The organism is Cryobacterium sp. TMT1-66-1 (genome assembly GCF_004403435.1).
Classification (GTDB): Bacteria; Actinomycetota; Actinomycetes; order Actinomycetales; family Microbacteriaceae; genus Cryobacterium; species Cryobacterium flavum.
Genome location: NZ_SOGP01000021.1, coordinates 55,185 through 71,806, shown reverse-complemented (window position 1 = coordinate 71,806; position 16,622 = coordinate 55,185). Strand labels below are relative to the sequence as shown.

Genomic DNA, 16,622 nt, shown 5'->3' with positions numbered 1-16,622 from the left:
GAGCGCCGCTAGTTGAGCGCCATCGGCCCGTGCGTCGACGCGTGCTCCTTGGTGGCCGCTGGCCCGATCACGCCGATCTTGACCCGGGTCACGTGGGCCAGCTGCTCGATCGTGTCGACCTCGTGACGCCCTGCCGCATGGATCATGATGGCCGCACACGCCTCGGCGTCGGCCAGCGCGTTGTGGTGCGAGAAGTCCTCGAACCCGGCCGCCATGGCCGCGACCGGCAGACGGTACGACTCCAGGTGATAGGTACGGCGAGAAACCTGCAGGCTGCAGACATATCGAAAATCGGGCACTGGCTGGCCGGTCACGAGCGATGCTGTCTTGACCACGCCGAGGTCGAAACCGGCGTTGTGGGCGACGAGATAGTCGTCGCCGACGAAGGCGACCAGCTGCGGAAGCTGTTCGGCCCAGCTGGCGGCATCCACGACATCCGCTGCGGTGATGCAGTGGATGCGCGAGTTCCACTCGGAGAACTCGTCGTGGCCGGGCGGCGGTGCAATGAGCCAGTAGGCCGAATCGACGACCACGCCGTCACGCACTTTCACCATCCCCACTGAGCACGCCGAGGCGCCCGAGGAGTTGGCGGTTTCGAAATCGATCGCGGTGAAATTCAGCACTCCTCATGGTCTCACGGGCCACCGACAGAGCCCGCGCAGACGTGGCCGGTAGAATAGTCTCTCGTGGCTCTTACAATTGCAATCGTCGGACTCCCCAATGTGGGCAAGTCAACCCTGTTCAACGCCCTGACCAAGAACAACGTGCTCGCAGCGAACTACCCGTTCGCCACGATCGAGCCAAACGTTGGAATCGTGAACCTTCCCGATTCGCGCCTGGCCGACTTGGCGACCATCTACGGCAGCAAGACCCTGCTGCCAGCGCCGGTGTCGTTCGTCGATATCGCCGGCATCGTGCGTGGCGCGAGCGAGGGGGAGGGGCTCGGCAACAAGTTCCTCGCCAACATTCGCGAAGCGGATGCCATCGCCCAGGTCATTCGCGGATTCGCCGACCCCGACGTGGTGCACGTCGACGGCAAGGTCAACCCGGCCGGCGACATGGAAACCATCAATACCGAGCTGATCCTCGCCGACCTGCAGACCCTCGAGAAGGCCGTGCTGCGCTTCGAGAAAGAGGTCAAGGGGCGGAAGCTGCCGCCGCTCGTTCTGGAGACCGCACTCAAGGCGCAGGCCATCCTCGACGGCGGCCAGCCGCTGTCCTCCGCCACACTGGACATCGAGCCGATCCGTGAACTCGGCCTGCTCACCGCTAAGCCCTTCATCTATGTCTTCAACGTGGACGAGGCCGTGCTGCAGGACCCGGCCAAGCTCGACACCCTCGCCGCGCTCGTCGCTCCGGCGAACGCCGTGTTCCTCGACGCCAAGCTCGAGAGCGAACTGAGCGAACTCGACGCCGAAGACGCCGCTGAGATGCTCGCCTCGACCGGCCAGGCCGAGAGCGGTCTCGACCAGCTCGCCCGCATCGGCTTCGACACCCTCGGCCTGCAGACCTACCTCACGGCAGGTCCGAAAGAATGCCGTGCCTGGACCATCCACAAGGGCTGGACCGCGCCGCAGGCCGCCGGAGTCATTCACACCGACTTCCAGAAGGGCTTTATCAAGGCCGAGATCTTCTCCTTCGAAGACCTCATGGCCGCCGGTTCGATCGCCGAGGCCCGTTCCAAGGGCAAGGCCCGTATCGAGGGCAAGGAATACGTCATGCAGGACGGCGACGTGGTGGAGTTCCGCTTCAACGTCTAAGCTCGACCTTTTCGCGATCGTTATCACAGCAACATCAATCGAAGGAGACCATCGTGCCTGTCATCGCCATCATCGGAGCCGGACCGGGACTCGGCGCAGCAGTTGCGCGAAGGTTCGGGCGCGAAGGCTTCTCAATTGCCCTGATCGCCAGGAACCCGTCGAAACTAGACGCCATGGCAGCCGAGCTCACCACTGCCGGCTTCACCGCGAGTGCTTACGCTGCGGATGTCCGCACGCCGGCGTCACTCGAAGCTGCCCTTGCGAACGCGGCGGCAGAACTCGGGCCCATCACCGCGCTGCAATATAGCCCGCTCCCGTCGCGCGACTACCTGAAGCCGGTGCTTGAGATGACTCCCGAGCTGGCGTTAGAGGCCCTGCAGTTCTCGGCCCTCGGGCTCATCCACGCGGTGCGTGCAGTGCTCCCGGCGATGCGTCAGGCAGGTAGCGGAAGCATCATCATGATCAACGGTGGAACCTCCGTGAAGGCCCGCGCCGACTTCGCCGGCACATCGGTCGCCTTCCCGGCCGAGAGCGCCTACGGCGAGATGCTCCACGATGCCCTCGCGGGTGAGGGCATCCGTGTCAACCAACTTGTGATTCCCGGCGGCATCCCACAGCTTCAGCTTGCCAACGGCATCGATGGGGTCGCCGATCGCATCTGGGACCTCCACGCCGTTGCCGGTCCGTTCCGCACCATGCTCATCCCGCTTGAGGACGGTCGGGAGTAGGGCAGTAGCTGTCTCTATTCTCAATCGGACTGTAGGACGAGAGCAAAGTCAATTCTCTGACGTTGATCGGTTCGGCGGACGTCATCGCGGGTTTCGGTGGCCCATTTCACGACGTGGAACGGGTCGGCGCAGCGGATGGCGTTGGGGGCTTTGTCCGCGACAACACTGGCGATCCAGGCCGCACCATCGGCAGAAACATGCGTGATCTGGGCCGACCGCTCCGGTCCTAACGCGTCGATACATGTCGCGAGGGTGGCTTTGTCCTGGCCCGGTGCTGCCCACACAAGACGGCCGGAATCGTGGTCGACGACGCAGGTCAAATACCTGTGGCCGCGCTTTTAACTGATCTTGTCAATTCCGATCCGCGATGCGCATCAGCACAGGGAGGGCGGTCTTGGACGTTTGTGTGGCCAGCCATGGGACTTGGTCGTCAAAAAATAGGGTCTGACCGCTCTGGTGCCGGGCCCACCGCACGCCGGCGACGGTCACATCGTGGACGCGGCAGGACACACGCGGCGCGTCAGCTTCAAGGTGAACTTGAATTGAGCACACGTCCAACCCCCGCCAGCGACGCCGCCCGTCACCGAGGTCGCAGCGTGGGCTGCGCTTCTGACAGGACCCGCATCGGTTCCGTTTCGACGCCATCGGACGCACCAACGCGATCAAAATCCTGCCCTCCAGATCAAGATCGACGTCCTCGACGAACGTGTTCTCGACACCGAGGAGAGTTCGCCATATTCTCCGTGCTCGCATGCCGCTTTTTCCGTTCCCGAGTTTCTTACCTTTGACAGTTAGAAACCTAGGAGGAGAGCCGCGTGCGGCCGTTAAGGCGCTCCCAACGAACCCACGGATACTTCAGGAGAGCCAAAAATCATTCTCTTTGATTTGGCATCTCGATACGCAATACTTACCTGGTCGGCACCGCGGTAGTGGCGGCGAGAAACTTCAGCGACGATGCTAGGAGACCGGATGACCATGACACAGACGACTCTCGACGAGACCGTTGCGGAGGTGACGGCAGTGGCCGCCGCTCACGCCGAACAGGTCGATACAGACGGTACGTATCCGATCGCTGCGGTCGAGGCGCTGCGCCGGAGTGGGCTGCTCGGGCTGGTGATCAGCGAGGACGCCGGGGGCATGGGCGCCGGTCCGACCGAGTTTATCCAGGTGGTCGGCTCCATCGCTGCGGCCTGCGGCTCGACCGCGATGATCTACCTGATGCACGTCGCGGCGGCGGTGACAGTGGCATCCGCCCCTCCGACCGCGATGCCGGACCTCCTATCGCGAATGGCGTCGGGCGAGGTGCTCGGCACGCTCGCCTTCAGTGAAAAAGGATCGCGGTCGCACTTCTGGGCCCCCGTGTCGGAATCCGTCACCGACGGCGACGATCTGCGCTTTTCCGCCTACAAGAGCTGGGTAACCTCGGCCGGTCACGCAGACGTCTACGTCATGTCGTCGAAGAGCGCTGTCGACCCAGAGACCGTCGACCTGTACGCGATCCCCTCAGCCACCCCCGGTCTGGAGATCGCCGGCCCCTGGCGAGGGCTTGGGCTGCGTGGCAACGCGTCGAGCCCGATGTCGGTGTCGGTGAAGATTCCATCCGGCTATCGCATCGGCGAGGCGGGGAGCGGGTTCGGCACCATGATGGCCACCGTGCTGCCGTGGTTCAACCTGGGCAACTCGGCAGTGTCGCTCGGGCTCTCGCGGACCGCGGTGGATGCGGCGACGACCCATGTGACTGGGACCCGGTTCGAGCATCTGGATCAGGCGCTGTCGGCGTTACCGACCATTCGCGCTCAGGTGGCGAAGATGAGCATTGCGCTTGCGGCCCAGGGTGCCTACCTGGCTCTGGCGGCGGCACGGGTAGCGAGTCCCGCTGACGACACCGGATTGTTCGTGCTCGGGGTGAAAGCCTCGACGAACGACGCCGCGCTGACGATTACCGAATCGGCGATGCGGGTCTGCGGCGGTGCGGCATTCTCGAAACATCTTCCCATCGAGCGAGCCTTTCGGGATGCGCGGGCCGGCTCGGTCATGGCCCCCACGGCCGACGTGCTCTACGACTTCTACGGGAAGGCCCTCACCGGCCTTCCCCTGTTCTGAGCGCCGGATGTCACAACTAATCGGAGCGCCCCTGCTCGTCGGAGCCGTCGCGTATACGCCCAATGTCGTTCCCATCTGGGAGGGCATCCGTGATTACTTTGACGAGCCCGACACGGCCATGGATTTCGTGCTGTTCTCCAACTACGGCCGTCTGGTCGACGCTTTGCGGGCCGGAATGATTGACATCGCGTGGAATACCAACCTGGCTTATGCTCGCACCGTGCTGCAAACCGATGGGCACGTGCGGGCGCTCGCGATGCGCGACACCGACACCGCGTTCTCGACGGTGTTCGTGGCGGCGGCGGGCAGCGGATGGTCGGGTCCCGGCGACATCGGCGCCCGGCGGCTGGCACTCGGCTCGGCGGACTCCGCGCACGCCGCGATCTTGCCCCTGCACTACCTTCGCGCGGCCGGCGTGAATGTGGACCACATGCAGCTGAAACGCTTCGATAGTGACATCGGCAAGCATGGTGACACCGGGCGAAGCGAGCTGGACGCGATCGACGCGGTTCTTGCCGGGGACGCCGACGTCGCCGCTATCGGCATCACGGTCTGGGAGAACATTGGCCGCGGTGAGCTGATGCCCGGGATGCTGGAACAGGTCTGGCAGACCGAGACCTACTCGCACTGCATGTTCACCGCCCTGGACACGCTTCCCGAGGCGGTGAGTGCTCCGTGGGTGGCAAAGTTGCTCGCCATGGACTGGGAGGTGCCCGCGCACCGGCGCATCCTTGAACTGGAAGGGCTCACCCAGTGGGTCGAGCCACACCTTGACGGCTACGCCGGCCTCTTCGAGGCGATTGCTGAGCAGGGCGTCGATTCCCGATGGTAGTCATGGCGCTCATGCGCACCGTCGAACAGTTGGCCGAGGGGGACACCGCCGAGTTCCCGGTGGCGTCGGCGAGCGAACTGGACTTGGTGCGCCGGTGGTGCGCGAAGACCGGCAACACGGTGGTCAGCACAATGATGGTCGAGCAGGATGCCGGTTACGTCACCGTCGGTCGCGGACGACCGCGCAACCCGGCGACGATGATCCCCGCCGATCGGATGCCCGGAGCCCGGCTGTGGCTCTATACCAATTTTCATTGCAACCTGGCCTGCGATTACTGCTGTGTGGCGTCTTCACCGAGAGCCGATCCGCGGCTGCTGGGAATCGAGACGATTGAAGCCCTCGTTGCCGAAGCCGCAGCGTGGGGCGTGCGCGAGCTCTACCTCACCGGCGGTGAGCCATTCCTGCTGCCCGATATCGATGCGATCGTGCGGTCCTGCGTCGACCGGCTGCCGACCACGCTGTTAACCAACGGGATGCTGTTTCGTGGTCAGGGACTGCGCAAGCTGCAGGCGATGCCGCGCGCTGGCTTCGCTCTGCAGATCAGCGTGGACTCGCCGACCGCGGAGGTACACGACTCGCACCGCGGCGTTGGGAGCTGGAAGCGGGCGCTAGCCGGCATTCGGGTGGCACTCGACGAGGGCTTCACCGTGCGGGTCGCCGCGACCATCTCGGCGCACGATGACCCGGCATTGGATGAGCTGCACGCGCTGTTCGATGGGCTCGGGATTCCGCGGGCCGATCAGGTGATCCGTCCGATCGCCCTCCAAGGGGTCGCCGATGAAGGGTTCGCATTCTCGCGGGAGTCGCTAATTCCCGAGGTGACTGTGACGGCCGACGGCATCTACTGGCATCCGGTCGCTGCACTCGATGAGGATGCCCTCGTCAGCCGGCAGATTCTGCCGCTCGCTCCTTCTCTCGACCGGGTCAGTGACCTCTTCGCCGAGCAGTGGTCGTCGATGACGGCCGCGTCAACTCTCTTCGCCTGCGCCTGAATAGGAACACCATGACGGGTATCGGAACGCCAGTGAACGCCAAGGCACTGGACGTCAACGCCATCGCTGCCGGCCGGCCAACTCGCGTGGTGCTCGCGGCCGTGCGGATCGCTGTGGGGCTGATGTGGCTGCAGAACGTGAACTGGAAAAGACCGCCCGACTTCGGTCAAGAAGCGGGCAACGGGCTATATCAGTACACGAGTTACGCCGTGGAGAACCCGGTTCTGGCGCCCTTTACCTGGCTGGTGCAGAACGTCATCTTGCCGAACTTCGCTCTGTTCGGCTGGGCGGTACTCCTCGCAGAATTCTGCCTCGGTGCGTTCCTGCTGGTCGGGCTCCTGACTCGCTTCTGGGCGATCGTTGGAATTCTGCAGACGATCGCAATCACGCTCTCGGTGCTGAACACACCGATGGAGTGGCACTGGAGCTATTACCTGATGTTTGCAGCCCAATTCGTGATCCTCGCCACCGCCGCCGGGCGTGTCACGGGAGTCGATGGACTGCTTCGCCCCCGCTGGTCCCTCCGCTCGGGCCCGGTGGCCCGGCTGGCGATGGCGGTCTCGTGAACGCTCCCAACGGCACCGCACCGGTACGCGTTCCCCGCGCCTTGAGCTGGCGTACCCGCGGTCTGCTCGTCGCCGGGTTCACCGCGCTCAGCGCATTGTTCTCCCTCGTGGACTACACACCGTTGCATTTTGTTTCGGTGAACCTCATACAAGGGTTACTGCTGGTCGGTTTGGCCGCTCTAGCCGCACTGGGCTGCGCGCTGCGCATGCCCGTGCTGCTTCTCGTGGCCGGCGCGATTCTGATCGTCGCGGGTCTGGTGCGGCTGGTGACCTACGCGCAAACGATCGGTATCATTGCCGGTTCAGTGAACGCCGCCGCGCTGATGGTCGGGTTCGGCGCCGCCTTGGTCGCGATCTGGATTACCTCGCGGCCGATGCCATCGACCGTATAAGGCGCGTCGGCGACACGACCGTCTTCCCAACGCACGGCCGACGGCTTCTCTGCGTGGTTGATGGCGCGCGCGTTGTCGGCGACGCGGCGACTCAGCGGTTTAGCGGTTCAGTGGCGCAGTGGCAGACTGGGCGAATGACGACACTGCACCTCACCGGCGATGCCGCAGCAGACACCCTGCTCAGCGAGAACCCGTTCGCCCTGCTTGTGGGCATGCTCCTCGACCAGCAGATTGCCATGGAGACTGCCTTCGCTGGCCCGGCTAAGATTCACGGCCGCATTGGCGCACTCGACCCGGCCACGATCGCGGCCTACGACGCCGAGGCCTTTGTGGAGGTGTTCCGCCAGTCACCGGCCGTGCACCGTTTTCCGGGCTCGATGGCCAAACGCGTGCAGGAGGTCGCCGCGGTCATCGTCCGCGACTGGAACGGCGACACGGCGTCTATCTGGACCGCTGACGACCCGGCCGGCCCGGAGATCCTGCGCCGGCTCAAGGCGCTGCCCGGGTTCGGCGAGCAGAAGGCGAAGATCTTTCTCGCACTTCTCGGCAAGCGGCTCGGGGTCGACGCGGACGGCTGGCGCGAGGCATCCGCTCCCTATGGGGAAGAAGGGTCGTTCCGATCGGTGGCCGACATCGTCGACCCCGAATCACTCACTCGCGTGCGCGAGACCAAGCGGGCCGCCAAAGCGGCGGCGAAGGCGTAGCGGTGGGTGCGCACTTCAGCGCGGCGACCTTCGATTTTCTTGACGAACTCGAGCACCGCAACGAACGCGAGTGGTTTCAGGAACACAAAGCGATCTACGAGGTCGAGGTGAAAGAGCGGATGCTCGCGGTCATCGAGTCCCTCAACCGGGCGATGGGCGACTTCGCCGGTGACTATATTCGCCCGCCGAACAAGGCCATGTTGCGCATCTATCGCGATGTGCGTTTTTCCCACGACAAGACGCCGTACAAGACGCATCTGGCCGCCTCCTGGCCACGGCAGGGGTTGGAGAAAGCCGGAGGGGCTGGACTCTTTCTACAGGTCGGGGTGCACGGCGTGCTGGTGGCAGGAGGCGCCTACAGCCCACAGCCGCCGCAGTTGCGGGCTATTCGCGACTATGTGCTCGAGCATCACCTGAAGCTGCGTTCTCTGCTCGCCGCGCCCGCGCTCGCCCAACTGGCCGAGCCGTTCGGCGGCAACAAGCTCACCCGCCCGCCGCGAGGCTTTCCGATCGACCATCCAGCGGGTGACCTGCTGCTCAATCGCAGCTGGGCGGTGTTTTCACACTTGCCCGGTGACAAGGCCCTCGATGACAATTTTACCGACCTCGTCATCGAACGCTTTCGAGCAATCCAGCCGGTCGTTGACTTTCTGAACATTCCGCTGGCCACGGCCACCCCGCTCGAGCAGGAAGCGGCCGTGGGTCGGCGTCGCTCCGCCTGACCGCGACCGACCGAACGGATGCCCGCAAGCCAGCGCCGGCTAGACCAGCGCCGTGATGCGACTCAGCACTCGCTCCGGAACGGCGTGCTGCGGCACTTCGCCCACCAGAAAATCGCCGTCCGGCAGCGTGCCGGCGTCGCTCGACCAGAAATCCGCGCCGATCACCGCGCCGGTCAGAGGGCTGCCGTGCAGTTCCACGCGATCGTCGTGCCGTTGGCCGAGCGCCCAGCGGTAGTGGTCGGTCACGTTCGTGATCGGCGAATAGGTCGACAGCGGCACCGGCTCGAGAGCGGGGCCACGATCATCCAGCAGCACCGCCATCAACGGCAGGGCGGCGAATCCGCGCAGCCAGTCGGCGACATACATGGAGGCGTTCTCGGCATTGTCGGCGTCAAGCCCCGAGACGTCGTCCGACCCCGAAAACGGATGCGTGCGCGCCAGCCACTGCATCGGCGACGGAATCTGCACCACGACCGGCACCCGCTGGGTCTGACTGAAAACGGTGGCTAGTTCGACGACGAACGCGGTCGTCTCGGCATCGTTGAGCAGGGCGCGGAGGGCAAAGCCGGTGCGGGATTTGGCACCCATCGCCGCTTGCAGCTTCGGGTCGGCGGCGACACGTTGCGCGTAGAACCGGTCGAGGCTCAGCAGCGCGAGGTCGGACTCCAGTACGCCCTGAACCTGGCCGAAGAAGTTAGCGTAGGCCATCGGCTCCTGCCACGGCACGGGCTTGCCCTGCAAGAAAACGGATTGAGCGTAGTCATGGCTGTCGAGTACGACTGCCCGGCGGCGGCCCGATGCGGGCGCGGCCAGAAACTCATCCAGCGAAATCGTCACGGTATCTCCCATCAATCAATCAAACAAACAAAACGTTCGACCCGCGGCTGCGGGGCCGTAAGGAGACGGCCCCGCAGCCGCGGGTCAGCAGGTGGATATTAGGACTTGTGCGCGACGACTTCGCCGTACTTCTTCTCAAGTTCCCGCACGCGGGCTTCGAGCTTGCCGATCTTGAGAACCCGACGGTCCGGAATCATGATCAGCGGGAGTTCGGCGAGCTTACCCTTGACCCGTTCCGGCTCCGCTCCACCCCAGTGGGTGGCAATCAGATTTTCGTCGTCGTCCTGGCCCCAGGAACCGAAGTAGTGCAGCTCGGCCGGCGGTTCTTCCTGCACGAACTTCTGCACGAACTCCTTGTAGGGAGTGCCGCGCGAAATACGATCGCGCCGCATCTGTGCCCGCAACTCGGCCGTCTGGTGCTCGTGCACGACGTAAGTGCCGGGCTCCCAGACCACGCCGTACATGGTCGACGCCGTGTGGGCGCTGATGCGGTCGAGTTCCAGGTCGGTCACCACGAGCTCAGGGTCGCGCTCGAGCACGTCGCCGTAGCCGCCGCCCGCTCCCTGGGCGATCATGTAGAGCTCGCCCTCCTTCGCCACGTCGAACTGCAACCCCATGTGCGAGGACTGGTAGTCGCCGCCCTCAAACGGCTGCTCGTTCATCACTCGTTCCATCGAGAGGTTGAACTGCGTCGGGTCCTTTTTGATGATGTCGTAGATGTTGACATTTTTCACCATCGCGAGGGGATACACGGGGCAACCGTAGCCACCGAACATGCCGGGCACGGAGGAGAACTTCGATCCGCTCGTGACGGTCATGAAACCCCAGCTGGGTGTGCCGCGCGAGGCGACCATCATTTCGTAACCCATGCCGCCGCGAAACTTGCCGAAGCCCTGATTGTCACGAACGAGACGCTTACTGACCAGCTGGAGAAAGGGGACTTCCTCTTCCATCACTTCCTGCTCGCCGATGTCGGCCATCGCGCAGAACAGCGGGGCAACAGCATCCTCGCCATCACGGAACGCTTTCGCTCCGCCGCCCATGCCGTTCAGGTCGGCGCAGAGGTTGCCGACCTGTTCGCCGTTTTGGGTGGTGCCGCCCCAGAGAAAGTCATTGATCTGGTTGAACCAGGGCGCGACGACGTTGGAGTATTTCTGCGGTGCCGAGAACTGCATTTTGGCAAACGCACTCTGCAGCGCGGAGAAGCCGCGGAAGGAGGCTTGCAGCGACTGGCCTACGGGGGCGTCGTAACCGGCATCCGCCCAGCTGTGCTCTTCGGTGATGACTTCAATCGGGCTCATAGCGCCGGTGGAGCGGGGCAGGTCGGGCCACCAGTACGACAGAATCGCCTGCACCATGAACGCCTTGGTTGAGGCGAGTGGCGAGTTGATGGCACGGTTGAGAATTTCGGGGCCGGTACCGGTGAGGTCCACGATCATACGCTCGCCCTTGATGGTGATCTTGCAGGCGAACTTGATCAAAATATTTTCTTTCAGCGTTGAATCGACGAACTGGTTGAAAGTAACCGTGCCGTCGGGTAGTTCGCCGATGCGGCGACGCACCTCGGTTTCAACGTCTTCCACGGTGACGCGCAGAGAGGCAACGAATGTCTCCTGCCCGACCTCGTCGATGAGGCGGTCGACGGTGTCCATGATGCGGCGCACAGCGCCCATTTTCACCTTGATGTCGGCGAGCATGAGTTTCGGGTCGCGGGTCGAGTGCTGCAGAAAAGTCAGCAAGTCGCGCCGCAGGTGGCCCTTTTCCACGATCTTGATCGGCGAGGCCCGCAAGCCGTCGTCGAACGGTGTCTCCGAGCCGCTGGGCATACCGCCCGGCTCGCAGGCGCCGTTTTCACCCTCGTGAATGGTCGCGCCGACCCAGGCGATGATGATGCCGCCGCGAATGACCGGTACGAGCATCGATTGGTCGGTGTTGTGCACCATACCGAAGCGGGAGTCGTTGTGGAAGAATCCGTCACCCTCGTTGATGCCGACGGTGGGCTCGTCCTTCCAGTTCTTCATGATGTAGCGGATGGGGTGGTGCAGCACCGAGGAGAATGCGATCACACCACGGTTGGAGAGGTAGGTGACGTCACCCTCGGCGGTGTAGACCGCGCAGGACAGGTCCGCCCATTTGGCGCCGGGAGCGGCGCCCATGCTCTCGCACATTTCGAACGCTTCGTCGAGGGCGCCGGCCAGGCGCTTACGGATGCGGTCGATCTCGAGCGGGTCGATGCCTTTCGCGATGCACTCCTCCTCGTAGGCGGTGCGCGGCATGATCTCGTGGTGGCGCATGATCGCCGGGTCTGGTCCGAGAAAGAGGGTGGTCTCGTCCATGAATTTATCGACCCACTGCTGTTCCTGATCGGTCAGCAGCTGGGCTGCGCCGTCGTCGTTTCCACTGCTTGGTACGAATTCGTCAATTGTCAGTGTCATGGTGCTCAAGCTCCTTTGCTTATGCGAAATGTGACGGGGATGGTGGGAACGCTTAGTCGCTGAGCAGCCATACCGCTCCCTGCACGGTCGGCTCCAGGCGCCAGCCCGGTTCCACCAGATAGGTGGTGTTCTCGGTCGTGACGATCGCCGGACCGTGAATCACGTATTCGTGGTGGAGCGCCTCGGCATCGTAAACGGGGGTGTCGACCGGGCCGGCAATGCTGGTGAAGTGCACCGTACGGTTTGAGACCGGGGCTGGTTTGCTCTTTTCTCCGCCGATCTTGATCGACTCGAACTTGATGACTTCGCCCTCGATGAACGACGCCACTCGAATCGTCTGTACGCGGATGCCTGCCTCCGGTGCTTGCGTCCCCTCGCCATAACGCTCGCCAAAGATCTCGGAGAACGTTTTGATCAGGTGCAGCACATCGGCGACCCCGTTGACCCGGTTGATGTCGAACGCTACGGCCGTTGTGACGAGTTGGTTGCCGTATCGCATGTCCATTTCGAGCCGGTAGCGCACGTCGGCGCGATCGTAGCCCTGGCGCACGAGGTCTTCGGCGCCCTTGGCCTCAAGCTCCTCGATGTACCCGTTGAGCGCGTCGTACTGGTTGTACAGGCTGCGCTTAATGGCTTCGTAGAGCACGACGTAGGCGCTGCGCTCGTGAATGTGCAGCGGTCGCATGTTGCCGGCCCCGAGCGCCGAGAATACGGAGGCGAAGGGGGGAAACAGAATGCGGCTGATGCCGGCGCTCGCCGCGATACCGCAGGCGTGCAGCGGGCCGTTGCCGCCATAAGCCAGCATCGTGTAGTCCTCGATGAGGCCGCCGCGCGAGCGCAGCTCTTTCTCGATGCCGATCGCCATCTGCTCGTCGACGGTCTTCTTGATCACCTTGGCCACCTCGACGGCGTCGAGGTCGAGCTCGTCGCTGAGCGTCTCGTCGATCACATAGATCGATCGCTTCTTGTTGAGCTTGATGTGCCCGTTGGCGTAGTTGTCGGGGTCGAGGTAGCCGAGCACTAGGTCGGCATCGGTGACCGTTGGACGCAAACCGCCACGGTCGTAGCAGGCCGGTCCGGGGTCGCTTCCGGCCGATTCGGGCCCGATCTGGATCGCGTGGTGAATGCGGTTGTAGGCGGCGATCGAGCCGCCACCAGCACCGAGGGTGTTGAGGTGGATCATTGGCGCCGAGACCATCCAGCGTCCGATGGTGGGCTGGAAGTCGTAGTGCCGCACTCCGCCCTCGGGTACCAGCCCGATGTCGAACGAGGTACCACCCATATCCATCGACACGACGTCGCCGAGCCCGGTCGATTCGGACAGGTGCTGGGCCGCGCCGACGCCGGCGATCGGGCCGGAGTGAATCGTTTGCAGGGCATCCGTTGAATTGGGCTGCGCCATGCCGCCCGAGTTGTGGATGACGAGCATGGGCTTTTCATAGCCAGAATCGCGGAGGTTGTTCGAGAGCTGGTTGAGGGCGAAAAACATCGTCTGGTGCAGAAAAGCGTCGACGATGGTGGCCATCGCCCGCACATATTCGCCCTTGCGGCCCGAGACCTGGCTGCTGAGCAGAACCGGAATCGACCCGAGCTCGTGCGAGGGGTACTCGTCGAGAATGATCTCGAGAATGCGGTCCTCGTGCACCGAGTTCTCGGTGGCGTTGGTCAAGGCAATGACGATGGCCTCTGCACCGTTGTCAACGAGTTCGCGCACCTGGGTGCGCACATCGTCGTACATCAACGGCACGAGCACCTCGCCGACCGAGTCGATGCGTTCCTTGACCGAGCGGATGAGCCGGCGCGGCACGAGCGGGTCGGGCCGCTGGGCATCGGGCATATCGCCCTGCTTGACCCCGTCGAGTCCTTCACCGTAGCCACGGCCGCGGGAAAGCGGGATGGTGTCCTCGAAACCGTGGGTGACGATCGCCGCAACCCGCGGTCCCTTGCCCTCGATCAGGGCGTTGGTGCCGAGGGTGGTCGCGTAGCGCACCGAGTCGACCTCTTTGAGCGCGGTTTCCCGCGTGATGCCGGCTCGCTCACAGGCCCGGTCGAGGGCTTCGTTGAAGCCGAGGGCAAGGTTGTGATGGGTGGTGAGTGCCTTCGACTCGATGTACACGTCGTCCCAGACGAAGAAGCAGTCGCTGAACGTGCCGCCGATGTCTACGGAAATTCGTTTCACGGTCAGCGCCCTTCGGTGCGGTGTGAGTGGGAATGTGCGGACGAGGAATCGAACCGGGCGCTGAGGTCGGTCTCAGCGTTTTCGCCCGGACCATAGTTGACGACCTCTTCGGGGTTACCACCGTGGGCCTCCCACTTTTCACGCAGCGAGTCGATGTCCCAGAGCATGTCAACGGTCGGGGGGTGCCCCGGCGGCAGGTACTCGGCTTCGATCTGGGTGCCGCAGGTGGGGCAGTAGAACTCCAGAATGCGGCAGAAGGTGGGGTCGGGTGAGAAGGTGAACTCGTACTTTTCCGGGTCAATCACCGGGGGATGAATTTCCCGGGGGTCCCGGTCGTAGACCAGGGTGCCTTCCTTGTAGTTGCCGCGGGCGTCACCGAAGTCGTGGGCGCAGATGCGGCAGATCCATCGTTCGGTGTCGAGGTCGATGAGCAGGTATTCGGTCATGGGAACGCGCATTTTTTTTGTACCTTCCTTGGGAAACAAATTAGAACGTGTCGGTGAGCTGCAGGTCGCCGGCGGTGGAGACCGTGAGGGTCCAGCCGAGCGGCACGCGTGCGGTGAAGAACGGTCCCTCGACAATGGCCGGTCCGGCCGCCGTGGCACCGGGCTTCTGGTCGTCGAGTTGGTAGACGGCAACGCTGTCGATCTGAGTGGAAGTCGAGCGCACCTGCCGGGTTCCGGCGGCGACGGCGGCGCTCGCCGCAGCGGGCACCCCGCTGGCGATCGTCGGGTGCGGCAGCCGGAAGGTGGCCTTGAGCGTCAGGATCTCTTCTTCATCTTCGACGATCGTCGACCAGTCGAGTTCGCACTCACTCAAATCGTGCCCCTCCTGGAACATGTCCTTTCCGGCATCCGCTTGCATTGACATGCGCACCGCAGCGACCTCGGCAGCGGAGAAACCCGTCACGCTGGTTTCGTAGGACTGCGCGATGTCGGAAAAGCTGATGCCGTAGGCGGAGAACACCGCGGCGAGCCTCGGCACAAGCACCCGGTGCGCCCCGGCAATGCGTGCGGCGCTGCAGGCGTTCATCGGTCCGCCACCGCCGAACGCGGCGACGGTCGTCTCGCCGGTTGGGCTGACCAAGTCGGCGAAGGACCGGGCCAGATGGCTGGAGTAGCTGGCCTCCATGCGAATCAGCGCTTCCTCGAGACTGATTCCGAGCGGATCGGCAACGGTCTTCGCGATGACCGCCCGCGATCGTGCGGCGTCGAGGGCCATCTCACCATTCAGGTAGGTGGCCGGGTCGAGCACGCCGAGCAACAGGTTGACATCGGTGATCGTGGCCGACGTTCCGCCGAAACCGAAGCAGGCCGGTCCGGGCGCGGCGCCGACACTCTCCGGTCCGACGGTGATCTCGCCGTCGTGCACGGCGATGATCGAGCTGCCGCCGACGCCGGTTGAACGCACATCGCTCATCTCATAGGAGATGTCGACGCCCTGGATCGATCCGCGCCGGTCGACGGCGATAGTGGAATTGGCGACGGCGCCGACATCCGTTGTGGTACCGCCGACGTCGATCATGAGCACGTTGTCGAGTCCGTAGGCCTCGGCGAGGGCGCGCGTGCCCTCGAGTCCGCCGCGTGGTCCGGAGGAATAGGTCTTGAGGGCGACCGACTTGGCCACGCGGGAGGAGGCACCGTCGTTGCGGTAGATCAGCAGCGGGTTCTTCACCTTGTAGGCGCGCAGCCGGTGTTCGGCGCTGTACAGAAAACGCTCGACCGTCGGGTGCAAGAAGGAGTTGAGAATGCCCGACCAGACCTGGCGCTGGCGGGAGGTGTCCGAAGCAAACTCACGCGAGAACAGAATCGGCACCGAACCGAGCAGGTGGCGGGGAAAATTCTTGAGCATGGTGCGCTTGAACAGGTGCTCGCGCTCGGCGCTCAAGCCGGCGACGACGAGCCGCTCAGCGCCGGCAGTGGTCAGCCGGTTGATCTCGGCGACGAATTGCTGGGCGAGGTCCTCCGGAGCGCCTTCGGCGGCGATAATACCGACGCGGGCGCCGATCAGATCCAGAAACAGCTCCGCCGTGTCAACCGACGTGCCGAGCGCGCCCGGCAGGGAAGGATCGTCGGTGATCAGCCCGATCATCGGGCCCTTGCGCTGCACGAGCGCATTCGTGCCCTGTGTCGACGAATAGCGGATGTGCTGGGTCGAGTGCAGCAGTTCGGCCAGGTTTGCGTCGCCGAACAGCTGAGCGGATGCCTTGGTCATCGCGTCGAACAGACACTGCGACAGGTCGACCGGGGTGGTGAGGGTCTTGGTGAACGTGAAATCCGTGCCGCTGGCGACGACAATGTCGGTGAGGGTTCCACCGTTGTCGATGTTGATCAATCGTTCCATGAGCGCTCCTTTGCGATGCAGTTGTGAGT

Annotated in this window: 15 protein-coding genes and 1 pseudogene; 9 read left to right on the top strand and 7 right to left on the bottom strand. The window is 63.9% G+C overall.

All coding sequences use genetic code 11. The annotated features are described in order from the left end of the window. Nucleotides 1-8 precede the first annotated feature (8 nt). The gene (locus E3T29_RS14485; RefSeq protein ID WP_134346316.1) at nucleotides 9-623 is read right to left on the bottom strand and encodes an exonuclease domain-containing protein; all 615 of its coding nucleotides are present in this window, start codon (nucleotides 621-623) and stop codon (nucleotides 9-11) included. A 63-nt stretch (nucleotides 624-686) separates the two neighbouring features. Here E3T29_RS14485 and ychF point away from each other — a divergent pair, with 63 nt between their 5' ends. Together ychF and E3T29_RS14475 are read left to right on the top strand one after the other, a co-directional pair. Next, a complete protein-coding gene (gene ychF / locus E3T29_RS14480) occupies nucleotides 687-1,760 on the top strand; it encodes a redox-regulated ATPase YchF (RefSeq protein ID WP_134346315.1) in 1,074 nt (357 codons plus the stop codon). A gap of 53 nt (nucleotides 1,761-1,813) precedes the next feature. Beyond that, a complete protein-coding gene (locus E3T29_RS14475) occupies nucleotides 1,814-2,488 on the top strand; it encodes an SDR family oxidoreductase (RefSeq protein WP_092340705.1) in 675 nt (224 codons plus the stop codon). 71 nt (nucleotides 2,489-2,559) lie between these two features. On the opposite strand, the pseudogene E3T29_RS20335 reads toward E3T29_RS14475, so the two are convergent. Beyond that, a pseudogene (locus E3T29_RS20335) lies at nucleotides 2,560-3,241 on the bottom strand (transposase); the annotation flags it as partial. Nucleotides 3,242-3,457: 216 nt separating this feature from the next. Here E3T29_RS20335 and E3T29_RS14465 point away from each other — a divergent pair. The 7 genes from E3T29_RS14465 (at nucleotide 3,458) to E3T29_RS14435 (ending at nucleotide 8,799) form a co-directional block, all read left to right on the top strand. Then, entirely contained in the window at nucleotides 3,458-4,591 is a 1,134-nt protein-coding gene (locus tag E3T29_RS14465; RefSeq protein WP_198417770.1) for an acyl-CoA dehydrogenase family protein, read from the top strand. A gap of 7 nt (nucleotides 4,592-4,598) precedes the next feature. Continuing rightward, nucleotides 4,599-5,423, top strand: a complete 825-nt coding sequence (locus E3T29_RS14460) for a phosphate/phosphite/phosphonate ABC transporter substrate-binding protein (protein WP_134346314.1) — start codon at nucleotides 4,599-4,601, stop codon at nucleotides 5,421-5,423. A gap of 2 nt (nucleotides 5,424-5,425) precedes the next feature. Continuing rightward, complete coding sequence (locus tag E3T29_RS14455) at nucleotides 5,426-6,415, top strand: radical SAM protein (RefSeq protein ID WP_198412713.1); 990 nt, start codon at nucleotides 5,426-5,428, stop codon at nucleotides 6,413-6,415. 11 nt (nucleotides 6,416-6,426) lie between these two features. After that, nucleotides 6,427-6,981 carry a TQO small subunit DoxD gene (locus E3T29_RS14450; protein ID WP_134346313.1) on the top strand — a complete coding sequence of 185 codons (555 nt, stop codon included), beginning with the start codon at nucleotides 6,427-6,429 and terminating at the stop codon, nucleotides 6,979-6,981. Beyond that, nucleotides 6,978-7,373, top strand: a complete 396-nt coding sequence (locus tag E3T29_RS14445) for a hypothetical protein (RefSeq protein ID WP_134346312.1) — start codon at nucleotides 6,978-6,980, stop codon at nucleotides 7,371-7,373. The genes E3T29_RS14450 and E3T29_RS14445 overlap by 4 nt, the downstream gene beginning before the upstream one ends. Before the next feature lie 134 nt (nucleotides 7,374-7,507). Continuing rightward, on the top strand, nucleotides 7,508-8,077 hold the full coding sequence (locus E3T29_RS14440) for an HhH-GPD-type base excision DNA repair protein (RefSeq protein ID WP_134346311.1): 570 nt from the start codon (nucleotides 7,508-7,510) through the stop codon (nucleotides 8,075-8,077). Between the two features lie 2 nt (nucleotides 8,078-8,079). After that, the gene (locus E3T29_RS14435; protein ID WP_134346310.1) at nucleotides 8,080-8,799 is read left to right on the top strand and encodes a DUF2461 domain-containing protein; all 720 of its coding nucleotides are present in this window, start codon (nucleotides 8,080-8,082) and stop codon (nucleotides 8,797-8,799) included. Between the two features lie 39 nt (nucleotides 8,800-8,838). Here E3T29_RS14435 and E3T29_RS14430 read toward each other — a convergent pair whose 3' ends face one another. The 5 genes from E3T29_RS14430 to E3T29_RS14410 all read right to left on the bottom strand — a co-directional run bounded on the left by E3T29_RS14430 (nucleotide 8,839) and on the right by E3T29_RS14410 (nucleotide 16,593). Continuing rightward, nucleotides 8,839-9,636, bottom strand: coding sequence for a hypothetical protein (locus E3T29_RS14430; RefSeq protein ID WP_134346309.1), 798 nt, complete (start codon nucleotides 9,634-9,636; stop codon nucleotides 8,839-8,841). Between the two features lie 98 nt (nucleotides 9,637-9,734). Further along, nucleotides 9,735-12,071 carry a hydantoinase B/oxoprolinase family protein gene (locus tag E3T29_RS14425; RefSeq protein WP_134346308.1) on the bottom strand — a complete coding sequence of 779 codons (2,337 nt, stop codon included), beginning with the start codon at nucleotides 12,069-12,071 and terminating at the stop codon, nucleotides 9,735-9,737. Nucleotides 12,072-12,123: 52 nt separating this feature from the next. Next, on the bottom strand, nucleotides 12,124-14,250 hold the full coding sequence (locus tag E3T29_RS14420; protein WP_134346307.1) for a hydantoinase/oxoprolinase family protein: 2,127 nt from the start codon (nucleotides 14,248-14,250) through the stop codon (nucleotides 12,124-12,126). Nucleotides 14,251-14,252: 2 nt separating this feature from the next. Continuing rightward, nucleotides 14,253-14,708 (bottom strand): acetone carboxylase subunit gamma, encoded by a 456-nt coding sequence (locus E3T29_RS14415; RefSeq protein ID WP_134346306.1) that lies wholly within the window; start codon nucleotides 14,706-14,708, stop codon nucleotides 14,253-14,255. A gap of 28 nt (nucleotides 14,709-14,736) precedes the next feature. Beyond that, a complete protein-coding gene (locus E3T29_RS14410) occupies nucleotides 14,737-16,593 on the bottom strand; it encodes a hydantoinase/oxoprolinase family protein (protein WP_134346305.1) in 1,857 nt (618 codons plus the stop codon). Nucleotides 16,594-16,622: the final 29 nt, after the last annotated feature.